Annotated in this window: 15 protein-coding genes; 4 read left to right on the plus strand and 11 right to left on the minus strand. The window is 72.5% G+C overall.

Annotation, left to right across the window (positions count from 1 at the left end; genetic code table 11):
* Positions 1-22: 22 nt before the first annotated feature.
* The 9 genes from RIN75_RS14715 to RIN75_RS14755 all read right to left on the minus strand — a co-directional run bounded on the left by RIN75_RS14715 (position 23) and on the right by RIN75_RS14755 (position 5,768).
* Positions 23-406, minus strand: coding sequence for a MerR family transcriptional regulator (locus RIN75_RS14715; protein ID WP_309112458.1), 384 nt, complete (start codon positions 404-406; stop codon positions 23-25).
* 65 nt (positions 407-471) lie between these two features.
* Entirely contained in the window at positions 472-864 is a 393-nt protein-coding gene (locus RIN75_RS14720; protein WP_309112459.1) for a Rid family hydrolase, read from the minus strand.
* Positions 865-875: 11 nt separating this feature from the next.
* Positions 876-1,343 (minus strand): Rrf2 family transcriptional regulator, encoded by a 468-nt coding sequence (locus tag RIN75_RS14725; RefSeq protein WP_309112460.1) that lies wholly within the window; start codon positions 1,341-1,343, stop codon positions 876-878.
* Positions 1,344-1,385: 42 nt separating this feature from the next.
* Positions 1,386-2,357, minus strand: coding sequence for a serine hydrolase domain-containing protein (locus RIN75_RS14730; RefSeq protein ID WP_309112461.1), 972 nt, complete (start codon positions 2,355-2,357; stop codon positions 1,386-1,388).
* Entirely contained in the window at positions 2,357-3,256 is a 900-nt protein-coding gene (locus RIN75_RS14735) for a DUF6895 family protein (RefSeq protein ID WP_309112462.1), read from the minus strand. Before RIN75_RS14735 ends, RIN75_RS14730 begins: the two co-directional genes overlap by 1 nt.
* A complete protein-coding gene (locus tag RIN75_RS14740) occupies positions 3,253-3,969 on the minus strand; it encodes a hypothetical protein (RefSeq protein ID WP_309112463.1) in 717 nt (238 codons plus the stop codon). Before RIN75_RS14740 ends, RIN75_RS14735 begins: the two co-directional genes overlap by 4 nt.
* A gap of 25 nt (positions 3,970-3,994) precedes the next feature.
* Entirely contained in the window at positions 3,995-4,180 is a 186-nt protein-coding gene (locus RIN75_RS14745) for a hypothetical protein (RefSeq protein WP_309112464.1), read from the minus strand.
* Positions 4,181-4,840: 660 nt separating this feature from the next.
* Positions 4,841-5,224, minus strand: a complete 384-nt coding sequence (locus RIN75_RS14750) for a Fic family protein (protein ID WP_309112465.1) — start codon at positions 5,222-5,224, stop codon at positions 4,841-4,843.
* 337 nt (positions 5,225-5,561) lie between these two features.
* Positions 5,562-5,768, minus strand: coding sequence for a type II toxin-antitoxin system VapB family antitoxin (locus RIN75_RS14755; RefSeq protein WP_015105038.1), 207 nt, complete (start codon positions 5,766-5,768; stop codon positions 5,562-5,564).
* 74 nt (positions 5,769-5,842) lie between these two features.
* On the opposite strand from RIN75_RS14755, the gene RIN75_RS14760 reads away from it, so the two are divergent.
* Positions 5,843-6,439 carry a TetR/AcrR family transcriptional regulator gene (locus RIN75_RS14760; protein ID WP_309112466.1) on the plus strand — a complete coding sequence of 199 codons (597 nt, stop codon included), beginning with the start codon at positions 5,843-5,845 and terminating at the stop codon, positions 6,437-6,439.
* 194 nt (positions 6,440-6,633) lie between these two features.
* On the opposite strand, the gene RIN75_RS14765 is transcribed toward RIN75_RS14760, so the two are convergent.
* On the minus strand, positions 6,634-7,911 hold the full coding sequence (locus tag RIN75_RS14765; protein ID WP_309112467.1) for a glycoside hydrolase family 18 protein: 1,278 nt from the start codon (positions 7,909-7,911) through the stop codon (positions 6,634-6,636).
* A 223-nt stretch (positions 7,912-8,134) separates the two neighbouring features.
* Here RIN75_RS14765 and RIN75_RS14770 point away from each other — a divergent pair, with 223 nt between their 5' ends.
* Complete coding sequence (locus tag RIN75_RS14770) at positions 8,135-8,977, plus strand: NAD(P)H-binding protein (protein WP_309112468.1); 843 nt, start codon at positions 8,135-8,137, stop codon at positions 8,975-8,977.
* A 47-nt stretch (positions 8,978-9,024) separates the two neighbouring features.
* On the opposite strand, the gene upp is transcribed toward RIN75_RS14770, so the two are convergent.
* Positions 9,025-9,648: a uracil phosphoribosyltransferase gene (gene upp / locus RIN75_RS14775; protein WP_309112469.1), complete on the minus strand. Its 624-nt coding sequence runs from the start codon at positions 9,646-9,648 to the stop codon at positions 9,025-9,027.
* A 29-nt stretch (positions 9,649-9,677) separates the two neighbouring features.
* On the opposite strand from upp, the gene RIN75_RS14780 reads away from it, so the two are divergent.
* Together RIN75_RS14780 and RIN75_RS14785 are read left to right on the plus strand one after the other, a co-directional pair.
* A complete protein-coding gene (locus RIN75_RS14780; protein ID WP_309112470.1) occupies positions 9,678-9,986 on the plus strand; it encodes a hypothetical protein in 309 nt (102 codons plus the stop codon).
* Positions 9,987-10,176: 190 nt separating this feature from the next.
* Positions 10,177-15,483, plus strand: a complete 5,307-nt coding sequence (locus RIN75_RS14785) for a trypsin-like peptidase domain-containing protein (protein WP_309112471.1) — start codon at positions 10,177-10,179, stop codon at positions 15,481-15,483.
* The last annotated feature ends 459 nt before the right edge of the window (positions 15,484-15,942 follow it).

Raw genomic sequence — 15,942 nt, forward strand, 5'->3', positions numbered from 1 at the left:
ACCTCCAAGGTCCCCAGGAACGTCACGCGGTGATCCCTTCCACGAAGGTGTGCTCGATCTGCTCGTAGTGGGCGATCTTGTAGTCCAGCACGTCGAGGCACGACTGGAGTTCGGCGATGCGCTCGCGGACGGACGCGCGGTGCTCGAACAGCATCTGCTTGCGCCTGCCCGCGGTGGCCGCGCCGCGGTGCCGCAACTGGGCGTATTCGCGCATCATCCGGATGGGCATGCCGGTGGTGCGCAGACGGGTGAGGAAGATGAGCCAGCCCAGGTCGTCGTCGCTGTAGGTGCGTCGACCCCCGGAGTCCCGAGCGGGCGGGTCCACCAGGCCGATCCGTTCGTAGTAGCGCAGCGTGTCGATCGACAACCCACTGCGCTCGGCCGCTTGAGCGATCGAGTACGTCACCCCACGACCGTAGGAGCTGGAGTGCACTCCAGGTCAACCCGATTCGGGTACTGGTTCAAGTCGGGTCAGCGGCGCACGGCGATGGCGTCGACCTCGAACTTCATGTCGGGCATCGCCAAGGCGGCCACGCCGACCAGGGTTTGTGCCGGTGGGCGGGTGCCCCAGATGTCGGCGACGGCCTTGGCCCAGATCGCCAGCTTGGTCTCGTCGTGGTCGACGACGTGGCTGCCGAGGCGGACGACGTCGCCGAAGCCCAGGCCCACGGCGGCGAGCGCGGTCCCCAGGTTCTCCAGCGACTTCGCGACCTGCTCGGCGAAGTCGTCGGACACCACGCGCCCGTCCGGGCCGGACGCGTACTGGCCCGCGATGAACACGACCTCGGTCGCCGGCGCCGCGACGACGTGGCTGTAGCCGAACGGGACCGGGTCGTGCAGGCCCTCGGGGTTGGTGATGCGCATGGTGTCTCCTGTCAGGTGGTGAACCAGCGGCGGACGCGGTCGGGCACGTCGGGGTTGGTGCGCTGGACGGTCGCCATCACGTCGGCGACGGTCTGCGCGGCCAGCTCCCTCCGCCACGCCAGCTCCGCCACGCCCATGGCCTGGTCCACGGCGCACCGGCTGTGGTCGGCGTGGTTCGCGCCGGGGCCGCGGCGGCGGATCTCGGTGCAGCGGAAGGCATGGTCGGGGCCTTCGATGGCGCTGACCACGTCCATGAGCGTGATCCGCTCGGGGGTCCTGGCCAGGCGGAAGCCGCCTCTCGGCCCGGGGGTCGAGGTGAGCAGGCCCGCCCGGGCCAGGGCTTGGAGCTGCTTGTTGAGGTAGGCGGCGGGGAGGTCGTAGTAGGCCGCGAGGCGGGCCGCCGGGACGGCCCGGTCACCGACCCACGCCAGGTCGAGGCAGCAGTGCACCGCCCACTCGACGCCCTCGCCCATCCGCATATCTGGATATTAGATGTCCAGAATTATGGCGCAAGGGAGTGATCATGCTGTCGCGAGCGCACGGAGGGCCTCGTAGGAGCGCTGCACGAACTGGGCGCGCAAGCCCGGACCCGAGTTGGCCAGCGCGACCAGCGCGGTGCCGGTGTCCGGGCTGTACCCGGCGAAGGCGGTGAACCCGCGCGTGCCGCCCGCGTGGAAGAGCAGCGTGCGGCCGGGTCGGGCGCGGCGGTTCCAGACCAGGCACACGTCGTCCGTGGTGCCCGGCCGGACCACGCGCGGGCGAGCGACGTCGGCCAGGGCGGCGGGCAGCGGGGTGGCGTCCGGGTCGAGCAGGGCGGTCAGGTAGCGGAGCAGGTCGGGGGCCGTGGAGCGCAGTGCGCCTGCCGCGGGGAGACCCGGGATGGCCCACGGCGGGCGCGGACGGCGGTGCCAGTGGCCCGTGGCCTGGCGGGTTCCGGTGCAGTCGGTGTCGTGCAGGCCGAGCGGGCGCAGGACGCGAGCGGCCAGCAGGTCCGGGTACGGGACGCCGGCCGCGCGGGCCAGTGCCAGGCCCAGCACGGCGACGCCGTAGTTCGAGTAGCGGTAGGTCGGGGGTGTGCGCGTCTTGGTGCGGGGCAGGGCCGCCAGCAGGGCGTCCGGGCCGAACGCCGCGTACGGGGTGCTGAACCACCTGGGCAGCGCGGTGCGCAGCAGTCCGGGCGGGAGTCGCGGCAGGCCGGAGGTGTGGGTGGCCAGTTGGGCGAGGGTGATCGGGGTGGGCGTCCCGGGCAGGTAGCGGCGGACTTCGTCGTCGTGGGCGACTTCGCCGGACGCGACCATCTGGGCCAGCAGGAGCGCGGTGAACGTCTTGGTCAACGACCCGATCTCGAACCGGGTGCCCGGGGTGAGCGGGTCGCCGCCGCGTGCGGTGGTGCCGGACAGCAGCACGGTGTCCTCGTACTGGCGGCGGGCGGCCACGGCGACGCCGGTCGCGCCGGGTGCGGCGGTCAGCAGTGGGGCGAGGAGTTCGTCCATCAGGCGCCGAGGAGGCGGGACAGGGCGAGCGTCCCGGCGATCACGGCGACGACCGTCGGGTGCTGGTGGTCGGTGAACCGGGTGGCCGGGTCGTCGGAGACCGGTTCGCCGTCGCGGGGCAGGAGGCCGTCGTCGTGCTGGGCGTTCGCGAGGGCGTGCCACTCGGCCGGGTCGAGGTGCGGTTCGGGCAGGCAGGCGCCGACGATCAGCAGTTCGCCGACGAGGTCCCACTGCCCCACCTCGGCCCAGACGTCCACCCACACCGGCAGCCAGGTCGCCAGGTGGTCGGCGATGTCGGGCGGCAGGTCGTGCGGGCGGGCGCCCCAGTCGGTGAGGTGGAAGACGGTGTGGGTGACGTGGTAGCCGGCGGTCCAGTCGATCGCCCACGGCTGCGGGGTGCGGCCGAGCCAGGTGGCGCGGGTCAGGGCGGTCCAGTCCGGGTCTGGGCCGATGCCCGTGGTGCGGTGCGCGTTGGCCACGGCGAGCCGGCGGTTCGGGAGGACTTCGGTCGAGTTGTCCACGGCGGCGCTGTGCTCCAGCAGGGCGTGCAGGCGGTCGTGGCGCAGGCCGGCGCGGGCGAAGTGGGCGTAGGTCTCCAGCGGGTCGGTGAGCAGCCAGTGCCGGAGTTGGCGTTCGTAGAGCAGGTCGCCCGCGCGGAACTCGGACCAGGTGAAGTCGAGCAGGTCACGGGCTTGGGCGAGGGACGCGGGGCCGGCCACGCCCTCGCGCAGCACCAGGGACGCGGCGAGGGCCGTTTCGCCCAGGGGCTTGTAGTGGCGGTCCGGGTCGCCGATGTCGGTGGCGTCGGGTGGGAACGCGCCGAGGTGGCGGTGGGTGTGCAGCCAGTCGAGGGCGGTGGTGGCGAGCTTGTGGGCGTGGTGGGCCGCGGTGGTGGTCACGCGGCCTCCAGCAGCCTTCGGGTGATGGCGAGGTCGAGGGCGAGGCGCGCTCCGGTGCCCGCGTAGAGGTGGAGGTGTTGGGCGAGGAGCGTCGGGTCGAGCGGGGTTTTGATGCTTTCGTGGTGCAGCAGGGCGATCCAGCGGGCCAGCCGGACGGCGGTCGCGTAGTCGCGGCGCAGCACCGACCGGGTGACGCCCCGGGCCACCGCCGTCGGGTGGTCGAAGACCGCCTCCACGACCGGGCCGCCGAGGTCGGGCAGGGCGAGTGGCGCGAGTTGGGCGACGTGCACGGACCAGGTCTGCCACTCGTCCGGGTCACCCAGGACGGCGTCGGCGCAGCCCGGTGGGCAGGGATCGGGTTCGTCGGGGTCGGCCAGGCGGAGGAGGGCGGTCGCGGTCGCCCAGTCGCGCCAGGCGGTGACGTGCTGTTCGTGGGAGGCGGGTGTGCGGACGACGGGGAAGCAGGCGAAGGAGTCGGAGACGACCTCGACGTCCCCCGGGTCGAGCAGGTGGCCCGCGAGCAGGTGCGGCGCGAACAGGTCGGCGCCGACCAACCGGACCGCGCCGAGGACCAGCGTGCGGTCGGCGGACGAGTCGACGTGCTCCACCAACCCCGGCCGCTCCCGACCGCGCAACGCGTGGACCACCTGGCCGGCGAGCACGTCGGCCGCGCCGGCCAGGGAGGTCTCGGCGAGGCGGCCACCGGTCGTCATCGGCGGGTGCCTTTGGCTTGGGTGGTCACCGGTCCTTCGGCTCTTTCGGTGTGGGGGGCGAGATGAGCAGTCCGAGCAGGAGACCGCCGGCCGCTTGCGGTTCGTGCAGCGGGGCGTCGCTGACGGCGGTTTCGGGTGGGGCCATCAGGGCGGTGAGGGCGGTGCGTTGTTCGGTGGTGGCGATCGGGTGGGTGAGGGCGTGGAGGGCCATCGCGGTTCTCCTCGAATCGGGACACCGCTGTCGGTGTCCGGCCGACTACAGGTTCGAGTGCAACACAGCGAACGGGGGTTGAGCCGCCGAACCATCCGAGTGAGTGACAACGCAGGATGGCCCCGCAGCGCTCGCGAAGGTGTTGGCACGCCACGACTTCCGGGGTCGAGGCGAGGTGAGGTGGGGAGGGATCGGCCAGCTGGCGCGGGGGCCGGTGACGGATCGCGGGAGCGGGCACGCGCGGGCATGAAGGGGCACGGGGGCACGGCAGCGGGCGCGGGCGCGCGGGAAGGGCGAGCGGGCACGCGCGGGCATGAAGGGGCACGGGGGCACGGGGGCGGGCGCGGGAATGGGAGCGGGGCCAGGCGCGGGAGCGGGAGCGGGGGCAGGCGCGCGGGAAGGGCCAGCGAGCGCGCGGGCATGAAAGGGCACGGGAGCGCGAGGAGGCGAGCGCGGTCCCGCCCCTGCGGCAGGCACCGGCGGGCAGGTACGGCTGGCGGTGGGGCACAGCAGCGGCCGGACAGCCGCCTGCGCCAGCGGCTGAAGCAGCGGCCGGCATCGGCGGCTGGCTGGTGGCGGCGGGCGTGGCTCGGAGCGCGTTTGACCCAGCCCGCGCGCGGGCTGCGCGTGGGCGGGGTGGTGTCAGACGCCCGAGGTGGGTCAGTCCTCCTTGGGCATGCTCCAGGCCTCCAGGTGGGCGGCCATGCCGGGGACGTCGATCTGTTCCCGGCCCAGGGCGCGGACCAGGTCCAGGGCCTCGTCCTCCTCCGCGTCGATCCACCAGCCGTTGATGTCGCACAGCGTCACCGCCGCGACCCAGCCCAGCCGCCAGTTGCCCTCGGCGAGTGGACGGGTGCGCACGATCGAGTCGAGCAGGGCCGACGCTTTCAGCCAGAGCGTGTCGTAAGCCTCGACGCCGAGCACCGTGGCCCGTGGCCGATGCGCTGCGGAATCGAGGAGACCTAAGTCGCGCACGACCAGATCTCCGCCGGTGACGGCGGTCGCCAGCACGAGCAAGTCGCCGGCGTCGAGGTAGTTGACCACTGCTTGACGCGCTCCCTGTCCTGAGCGGCGGGGACTTCGGCGCGGCCACGCCTCGTCCGGGATGCCTCCGGCACCTCCGACCACCTCAGGTCCGTGTAACCCGACCGCACCGGTGGCGGCGGGGATGGTGTCGACCGCGCGGCGCACCGAGGTGCACGCCGACCGCGGCCCGATCTTCAACGGCGCACCATACCGGGGCGGCCGGCGGCGACGGGTGCGTTCGCACCGGACGACGGGGGAACGAAGCGGGTTGCGTCGATTGAGCTGCATGAACCCAGACTATCGAACACTTGTTCGAACGTCAGGGCACTTCACTCGATCGGGAATGAATGGAAGTTCAGGCCGACCCGAGCCGGTCCAGCAACCCCCGGTACTTCGGCAGCACCCGCCCGAGGACCTCGGACAACTGCTCCTCCTTCTGCAACCTGGCCCACCGCTCGGCCAGCGCCAGCCGCACGACCTCCTGCTTCGACCGGCCCTCAGCCGCGGCGAGCTCGTCGAGCCGCCGGTTCTCCTCGTCGCTCAGACGCAGGGTCATCGCCATGTCCAGCACGGTACCAACCTGATACCACACTGGCTAGAGCGGGTTTTATAACACTGTTGCGATAGAATGTCGGGGTGCCACGACCGAAGACCCACGACGACGCCCTCCGCGTCCGCCTCCTGGACCGGGCCGGCGAGCTGCTGTCCACCGAAGGACCGGGCGCTTTGAGCTTGCGCAGGCTCGCGGCGGATGTCAACACGTCAACCACGGCGGTGTACTCGCTTTTCGGCGGCAAACCGGCACTCCTGGACGCCCTCTACGAGGAGGCCTTCCGGCGCTTCGGCGACCGGCTCGCGGCGCTGCCGGAAACCGACGACCCCGTCGAGGACATCGTCCGGATCGGCCTGACCTACCGGGACAGCGCCCTCGCCGATCCCCAGTTCTACCTGGTCATGTTCAGCAAGGTCGTCCCGAACTTCACCCCGTCGGAGGAAACCAACGCCGCCGCGGCCGAGACGTTCACGCCGCTGGTCGCCAACGTCGGCCGGGCGGTGGACCAGGGGCTGTTCGTGGACGCACCGCTGGAGCACATCGCGCTGGCCATGTGGGGCATGGTGCACGGCCTGGTGAGCCTGGAGCTGAACGGCAACCTGCCGCCGGGCGTGGAGATCGCCCCAGCCTACGAGCGCGCGATCCGGGCCCACATCGACGGCTGGCGCAAGCGGTTCTGAGGGAAGACGAGTTCCGACGCGCGGGCCGCGAAGGGCGAGGGCGGGTGTCGGGCGCGCGGGTTGCGCTGGGCGAGGGCGGGGGCCGAACGCCGGGCGCGCGGGCGGGGTGGGTGCGGGACGAGCGGGAAGAGGGGTGGGGTCCGGGGAGGAGGCCGCCGCGAAACCTCCCCGGACCCCCCGGTGGGCCGTCCCGGTCAGGACAGCCCGTCTCGGAGGGCGCGGATGAGTTCGCCGTCGGCGGTGTCGCCGTCCAGCGACCAGATCATCGCGCCACCCAGCCGGCGTTCGGCCACGTAACGACCCTTGCGCTTCATCTCCACCGGGTCGTCCCACGTCCAGAACGTCGTGCCGTCGAACAGCCACGCGTGCCCGGCCTTCGGGTCGCGGTGCACGGTGAACTTGCCCAGCTGCGCCTTGAGGATCCGGTAGTCCTCGTACCCGGCCTCATGAGTCGCGGGCGCCGGACCGGTCGCGGGCTGGAACAGGCCGTTGTTCTCGTTGCGCACACCCGTCCAGCCGCGGCTGTAGAACGGCACGCCGAGCACGGTCTTGCTCCGCGGCGCACCCCGCCGCAGGTAGTGGTCGATCGCGACCTGGGTGCTGAACTTCGGCGTCGTCGGGTCGGCCGCGGGCGTGCGCAGGGCGGACTGCTGGTTGGTCAGCGGGTCCCACGCGCCGTGGTAGTCGTAGCCCTGGATGGTCGCGAACGTCAGCAGCGAGAACACCTTCGGGATCTCGAAGCCGCGGTCGGCCTGCGCCGGGTCGGCGGGCAGGAACGCGGTCAGGTCGTAGCGCTTGCCCGTCCGCCAGCTCAGGCCGGTGAGCTGCTTGCGGTACTCCACCAGCAAAGCCGTGAAGTTCTCGCGGTCCTCGGGGCGGACGACGTTGCCGGGCGCGCCGGGGCTCGCGGGCCACTCCCAGTCGAGGTCGATGCCGTCGAACACGCCCGCCGCCGCGCCGGGAGCGGCGCCGACGAGGTTGCCCTTGAGCCACAGGTCGATGCACGACTTCACGTGCGCCGCACGGGATTCCGGCGTGAGCGCCGCGTCGGAGAAGTGCTTCGATCCGGTCCAGCCGCCGAGCGAGATGTTGACCCGCAGCTTCGGGTACTTCGCCTTGAGCTGCTTGAGCTGGTTGAGGTTCCCCAGCAGCGGCTGCCCGGCCTCGTCGGCCTTGCCGTTCACGCTCTGCTCCGCGGAGAACGGCCGCTGGTAGTCCGCCCACGGGTCGGAGCTGACGCACTTGCCGGTCTCGTCGAGGAAGCCGAACGCGTAGTTCAGGTGGGTGAGCCTGGGCGCGGTGCCGTTGTCGACCAGGTTCTTCACCAGGAAGTTCCGGCCGTAGCCCGCCCAGTTCGTGTAGTAGCCGACCGTCCGCACGCCGTCCCGGTCGTGCGCCGCGGCGTGCGGCGCGAGCGACACCGTGAGCGCGGACGCCAGGAGGGCGGGGAGCACCCATCTCCTGCTCGACATGCTTCTCCTCGCGGGTGGAGGCGGCGGTTGTGTGGTCCAGACCACGGTAGGACTGAGGTCTAGACCACCTCTACGGCCGTTCGGCCGAATCCGGTCATCCCGACCACTTCCGCTTCGGCTCACCGTTCACAGTTGTTGCAAAAGTTTGCATGTGCGCCAAGGGCGTCGGGCGCGCTAGCGTGCTCGTGTTCAAACTTGAATACCCGATCCACGAGGGGGAACGGTGACGATCCTGGTGACCGGCGCGACGGGCAACGTCGGCAGGCACGTGGTGGCGCAACTGGCGAAGGAGGGGGTCGAGTTCCGGGCGTTGAGCCGCAACCCGGACAAAGCGGGCTTCCCGGCCGGCGTCGAGACTGTGAAAGGCGACCTCGCCCGGCCGGAGGAACTACCGCTGGACGGCATGACGGCGGTGTTCCTGCTGGCCGTGCTGGAGTCCGAGGACGCGGCCGGCCTGGCGACCGCCCTGCTGGACCGCGCCCGGGACCTGCGGCGGGTGGTGTTCCTGTCCAGCGACGCGGTGACCACGCAACGGCCGGGGAGCTACGAACTGCACGAGTCGGTGGAGAAGGCGATCGAGGCGTCCGGCAAGGAGTGGACGCACGTGCGGCCCGGCGAGTTCATGTCCAACAAGCTCATCTGGGCGCGGAGCATCAAGGAGGAGAACGTCGTCCGGCACGCCTACCCGGACGCGCCCGGATCACCCGTGCACGAGGCGGACATCGCGGAGGTGGCGGTCAAGGCCCTGCTGGAGGACGGCCACGCGGGCAAGGCGTACCCGTTGAGCGGACCGGAACTGCTGACCCTCCGGCAGCAGGCGGCGGCGATCGGCAAGGGGCTGGGCCGGGAGATTCGCTTCGAGGCGCTGACCTACGGGCAGGCACGGGCCTCGCTGATCCGGGACGTGGGCCTGCCGTACGACGTGGCGGAGTACATCCTCGGTTACCACGCGCAGTTCAACGAGGAGCCGCCGGCGGTGTGGCCGACGTTCGAGGAGGTCGTGGGCCGGCGCGGCCGGACGCTCACCGAGTGGGCCGCAGACCACGCCGCCGAACTCCGGCCCTGAATCCGAACTGGTCGCGCCCCGACTAGAAGGGGCGCGACCAGCGCGGGTCAGACCGCGCCGTACTGGCGGTCGCCGGCGTCGCCCAAGCCGGGGACGATGAACCCGGAGTCGTTCAGGCGTTCGTCGACGCTGGCGGTCACCAGGCGGACCGGCAGGCCCGACTCCTTCAGGTGCTGGATGCCCTCGGGCGCGGCCAGTGCGCACACCGCCGTCACGTCCGTCGCACCCCGGTCGGTCAGCAGGCGGATCGTGTAGGCCATGGAACCGCCGGTCGCGAGCATCGGGTCCAGGACGAACACCGGTCGACCCGCCAGGGACTCCGGCAGGGACTCCATGTACGGGGTCGGCTGCAACGTCTCCTCGTCGCGGGCCAGGCCCACGAACCCCATCTGGGCCTCGGGGATGAGCTTGTGGGCCTGGTCGGCCATCCCGAGGCCCGCGCGCAGCACCGGGACCAGCAGCGGCGGGTTGGCCAGGCGGTAGCCGGTGGTGCGGGCGACCGGGGTGTGGACGCGCTCCTCGGCGACCGGGGCGTTCCGCGTGGCCTCGTAGACCAGCATCACGGTGAGTTCGTGCAGGGCGGCGCGGAAGGCGGCGTTGTCGGTGCGCGCGTCGCGCATCGTGGTGAGCCGGGCCCTGGCCAGGGGGTGATCGACGACGAGGACGTCCATGGTCAGACAGTATGTGGTACAGGTAGGCGGTGCCCGACGGCTCCTCACCGCCCTCCGTGGCCCGGTTCGTGGACGGCTCGGGGCACACCGTCGGCGCGGGCGTGGTGCTGAGCCGCACGCACGTGGTCACCTGCGCGCACGTGGTCAACCTCGCGGCCGGGCTCGACCCGCACGCGCAGACCCGGCCGACGGTGACCGTGCGGGTCGAGTTCCCGGTGCGGCGGCGGTGGCCGAGGCGGCGTCGTGGACCCCTCCCCCGCAGCGCGAAGGGCTCCCCGGCGGAGACCTGGCGGTGCTGTCGTCCGCCGCGCCGGACGGGGTCGAGCCGGCCCACCTGATCGCCACCCCGCCCCGGCCGGGCGGCCCGGTGGACGTGTTCGGCTTCCCCTGAGACCGGCCGGAGGCGACCCGGGGTCGCGCACCCGACCGCGACCGTGACGCCCTCGCGGAGCTGTCCTACCTGCGGGTGTCCAAGCCCCGGGAGGGCGGTGGGCCGGGGTTCGTCGGCTGATGTGGTACAGGTAGGCGATGTCCGCCGGTTCGCTGCCGCCCTCCGTCGTCCGGTTCACCCGTGGCGGCGGGATCGTGGGGCTCGGGGTGCTGGTCGGTGGGCGCGAGATCGTCACGTGTGCGCACGTCGTCAACCTCGCGCTCGGGCGGGACAAGCTTGACGCGGAACGGCCCGAGCGGGTCGAGGTTCAGGTCGGAGAGCGCACTTTCGAGGCGCGGGTCGAGCAGTGGGTGCCGCCGCCGGCGCGGGAAGGTGCGCCGGGTGACGACGTCGCGGGGCTTCGGCTCGACGACCCGGCACCGGTCGAACCCGCCCGGCTGATCACCACGCTGCCGGGTATCGGGCAGGAGGTCCGGATCTTCGGCTACCCGGGGAAACCGGTGCGGCCCAACGGGTCCTGGGTGACCGCCGTCGTCCGCGGCGAGGTGGACGGCGGGCTGGTGCAGTTGGACTCCGCGTCCGCGATCCAGGTCCAGCCCGGCTACAGCGGCAGCCCGGTGTGGGACGTCGCGAGCGGCCGGGTGATCGGGATCGTCGCCACCGCCGGGCGCAACGCGGCCGACAGCTACGCCGTGGGCGCGGACCGGTTGCGACAGGTGTGGCCCGAGGTGCTGGACCGGCGCCGGCGGTGGCACGTCGAGAACGGGCTGGAGCACCTGACCGTCCTGCAACCGGCCGGGCCTCGGTTCGGCGGCGAACCGCCGGTCGACGGGCTGTTCGACGACGTGGCCGACGTGCGCCCGGACCTCGTGGTCGTCGCCGGGGACCTCACCGCGCACGGGTTGCGCACCGAGTTCGAGCAGGCGTTCGCGTGGCTGGACGGGCTGGCCGAGGCGGTCGAACTGCCGCGCGACCGGGTGGTGGTCGTGCCGGGCACCCACGACGTCAACCGCAAGGCGTGTCAGGCGTACTTCCTGCGCATGGAGGCGGAGGAGCGCGAGCCGCTGCCGCCGTACTGGGCGAAGTGGGAGCAGTACGCCGAGGCCTTCCAGCGCTTCTACCGGGACGTGCCGGTCGCGTTCACCGCCGACGAGCCGTGGTCGCTGTTCGCGGTGCCGGAGTTGGCGGTCGCGGTGGCCGGGTTCAACTCCACCATGGCCGACAGCCACCTCGGCGACGCGCGGCCGGAGTTCGGCGACGAGCAGGTCACCCGGCTGTCCCGGGGGCTCGACGAGTACCGGGACCGGGGCTGGTTCCGCATCGGCGTGGCCGACCGGTGGGCTGTGCCGCGGCTGGGCCTCCCCCGGCACAGCCTGCACGTGACGCTGGACGGCTCGCTCGCCGCGGGCTCCTACGAGGTCATGCGGATCGACTCGACCGGTGTCGACCGCCGGACCAGGCTGGTCGCGGAGGACCGCTGGGTCCGGCACGACCGAACCGACATGTTCTGGTCGTCGGCCGAGAAGACCTTCGGCAACGCCGAGGGGCAACGCCGGCGCACCGAGGTCCGGCACGCGGACGGGTTCTTCGAGCGGGTCCTCGACGCGACGAAGGTGGACCGGCCCGGCGCGACCGTGACGCCGAACCGGGAGAACTCCTACCTGCGGGTCACCGAGCGGCGGCCCGGTGGCGGGGTCGAGCAGTGGCCGGTGTTCGTGACCGAGGGCGCGGTGACCCGTGAAGTGCTCGACGGGTTCCGGGACATCCACCTGCGCTTCGCCGAGCAGGCCCCGCAGACCCGCTCGGAACTGGTCCACGGCGGCCCGCCCGCGCCCGCGGACGTGGTGGCGCACGCGTTGAGCCTGGGCATCCGGGTCCGCAGCTGGATCGACTACCAGGGCCTGGTGGACCTGCGGGCGCTGGAGGAGCGGCAGCGGCGGGCGCTCGCCGAGGACGTGGTCTACCCGCCGGAGCTGTACGTGCCGCAGCGCTACCGCGAGCTGGGGCGGTTGCGGGCGGGAGAGGAGCAGGTCGACCTGCTGGACCGGGTGGTGCGGTGGCTGTCCGCGGACTCGGCGCGGTTCGTCATGGTGCTGGGCGACTTCGGGCGCGGGAAGTCGTTCCTGCTGCGGCAGTTGGCGCGCGTGCTGCCCGCCCGGCTGCGCGGCCTCACGCCCGTGCTGATCGAGCTGCGCAGCCTGGAGAAGGCCCCGTCGCTGGACACCCTGCTGGTCCAGCACCTGTCCCGGGCCGGGGTCGAGGAGATCAGCGCGCCCAAGCTCAAGTACATGATCGACAGCGGCCGGGTGGCGCTGCTGTTCGACGGCTTCGACGAGCTGGAACTGCGGGTCGGCTACGACAACGCCACCGACTACCTGCGCGTCCTGCTGCAACGCGTGGACGACCGGGCGAAGGTCGTGCTGACCAGCCGCACCCAGCACTTCCGGCTGACCAGCGACGTGCTCAACGTGCTGGGCGAGCAGGTCACCTCGATGACGTCGAGCCGGGTGGCGCTGCTGGAGGACTTCACCGACGAGCAGATCCTGGACTTCCTCACCCGCCACTACCGCGGCGACGCCGACCGCGCCCGCGCCCGGTTCGCGTTGCTCGGGGACGTCCGCGACCTGCTCGGCCTGTCCCGCAACCCGCGCATGCTGTCGTTCATCGCCGACCTGGACGAGCAGCGGCTCCGGGAGGTCGAGCGGCAGGAGGGGCGGATCAGCGCGGCGGAGCTGTACCGGGAACTGGTGGACCACTGGCTGGTCAAGGAGACCGACCGGCAGCGCCACCGGTCGGGCCTGCCGTCGCTGACCGAGCGGGAGCGCCTGGACGTCTGCACCACCCTGGCGCTGCGGTTGTGGGCGACCACCGCGTCCGCGATCCGCGAGTCGGACCTGGGGGCGGCGGCGGAAACGCTGGCCCTGCTCACCGAAGGCGGGTACTCGCTGGCGCAGGCCCAACACGCCGTCGGCTCCGGGACGCTGCTGGTGCACACCGACGACGGGTTCGGGTTCGTGCACCAGTCGGTGATGGAGTGGCTCGTCGCGAACGCCGCCGCACAGCGCATGGACGCCGTGGCGGACATCGCCAACCGGGTGATGTCCCCGCTGATGGTGGACTTCTTCTGCGACCTCGCCGGCCACGACGCGGCCCGGGCGTGGGCGCGCGGGGTGCCCGGCGACGCGGCGGAGGCGGTGAAGCAGAACGCGTCCGCGGTGCTGGCCCGGCTGGGCGGCCCCGAGCGGACCGACCTGAGCGGGATGGACCTGCGCGGCCACGACCTGGCCCGGTTCGACCTGCGCGAGGCGAAGCTGGGCTGGAGCGACCTGCGCGGGCAGCGGTGGACCGACCTCCAGCTGACCGGGGCCGATCTGACCGGCGCGAACCTCACCGGCGTGCGGGTGACCGGCGGTGACCTGACCGGCGCGGCGCTGACCGGGACCACGTGGCGGCGGGCGGCGTTGATCGGCGTGCGGGGGGTGGCGGACCAGCCCGAACTGGCGGACGCGGCGGTGGTCGGGCGGGACCCGGCGGAGGTCGTGACGGCGGCGTCCGGCGGGGCGGAGGCGGTCGCGTACTCGCCCGAGGGGGACCTGCTCGCGGTGACCCGCGGGTCGGTGGTGGAACTGGTCGACGTGGACACGTTGAAGGTGCTGCGAGTGCTGCGCGGCCACACCGACTGGGTCCTGGACGTGGCCTTCTCGCCCGACGGCACCCGCGTGGCCACGGCGTCCGCGGACGGCACGGCCCGGGTCCACCAGGTCACCGGGGAGCACGAGGCCACGATGACCGGGCACACCGGGCCGGTGTGGGCGGTGGCGCTGTCCCCGGACGGCCGGGTCCTCGCGACGGCGGGCGAAGACCACACGACCCGCATGTGGTTCGACGGCCGGCCGTACGCCACCTTGGAAGGGCACACCGGGCCGGTCTGGGCGGTCGACTTCGCGCCCGGCGGGGGCCGTCTCGCCACGGCCTCGGCCGACGGCACGGTGATCATGTGGACGCTCGCGGGCAACGTCGCCGGCAAGATCACCACCTCGCAGGGCCCGGTGCGGGACGTGGCCTACTCGCCGCACTCGACCCACCTGGTCACGGCCGGCGCGGACGGCACCGCACGCCTGTGGACGGTCCAAGGCCGGTCCGCCGCCACGTTCCGCGGTCACACCGCGCCGTTGTGGGCCGTCGCCTTCTCCCGGGACGGCGGCTCGGTGGCCACCGCGTCGGAAGACGGCACCGCCCGCCTGTGGGACCTCGACGGGACCCAGCTCGCGGTGTTCGAGGGGCACACCGGACCGGTCCGGGACGCCGCGTTCCTGCGCGGCGGCAGCCGCTTGACCACCACGTCCACCGACGGCACGGTGCGCAACTGGAGCACCGTCGCGGGGACGCAGGTCTCGGTGGTGCCCGACCGCGAGGGACCGGTGCAGTGCGCGATCTTCTCCCCGGACGGCACGCAGTTGGCGACCGCGTCCCACGGCCGAGCGCACATCTGGACCACGACCGGCGCCTCCTACCTCGGCGACCAGGACGACCCGGTGACCCGACTCGCCTACTCGCCGAACGGCTCGGGACTCGCCGCAGCCTCCAGGAACGGCACGGTGCGCATCTGGTCGACGGGCGGTGAGCGCTTGATCCACGCGCACAACGGCCCGGTGAACGACGTGGACTTCTCGCCGAGTGGCCACCTCCTCGCCACGGCAGGGGACGACACCACCGCGGCCGTCTGGCGCACCGGGGGCCGGCTGTTCACCATGATCAGGGGCCACACCGACAGGCTGACGGCGGTGTCCTTCGCACCCGACGAGAACGAACTGGCCACCGCTTCCTACGACGGCACAGTGCGAACGTGGAACACGTTGAGCGGCGAGCAGATCCACCGGATCGGCGAATCGCTCGGCCCGGTGAACGACGTGGTCTACTCGCCGGACGGCCGCCGCCTCGCGATCGGTTCTCGCAACGGCTTCGCCGCGCTCTGGCGACCCTCGCGCCCGCTCAAGGTCCTGGAGGGCCACACGAGGCAGGTGTGGGCGGTGGCCTTCTCCCCGGACAGCCGGACCGTGGCCACCGCCTCCGAGGACGGTACGGCCCGCATCTGGACCACCGACGGCAAGACGATCGCCACGCTGGAAGGCCATGACGGTCCAGTGTGGACGGTCGAGTACGCGCCGGACGGGCAGCACGTCGTCACCGGCTCCTACGACGGCACGACCCGGATCTGGTCCCTCAGCGGGGAGTTGCTCGTCACGTTGATGAGCAGTCCACGCGGGTGGGCGGCGGTCACCCCGGATGGGGCCTACCGGACCGGTGGGGACGTGTCGGACCTGGTGTGGTGGGCGGTCAAGCTGTGCCGGTTCGAGGTGGGGGAACTGGACGAGCACTACGAGCACATCCGGCCGATGGGGGACGGTGCGCCGATCCCCGGCCTGCGGCCCGTGTCGCACTGAGGGGGTCGACGTGTCCCGCACGGCTGCGCTGATCGCCACCGACACCTACCGCGACCCGGCCTTCAACGCCCTCCGCCGCCCGACGAAGTCCGCCGCCTGCTGCGCAACCCGGGCCCGGTCTACCAGCGGTGGGGCATGCGCATGCTGGAGGAACTGGCAGCGGACGGCAACGAGACAGCGGCGACAACCCTGCGCGTGCTCGCCCCTCCCGTCATGCCCATCCCCGTCAGCCCTGAGGACGAAGCACGCCGAGCCGCGCTGAACGCCCGCCTGGCCACCGCGATGAAGGCCCCGCTGACCAAGGCCGCGACCGCGTTCGCCACCCACGCCACCCACGCCACCCGACTCGCGACCCGCACGACGCCGTTCCGGCCGCCGCTGCCGCCCTTCCAGCACGTGCCCCTGCTGGGCGAGGGCGGTCACAACGTCTCGTTCACCTCTGATTCCCGGGCGTTGGCC

It is taken from the genome of Saccharothrix sp., assembly GCF_031180885.1.
In the GTDB taxonomy this organism is placed as follows: Bacteria; Actinomycetota; Actinomycetes; order Mycobacteriales; family Pseudonocardiaceae; genus Actinosynnema.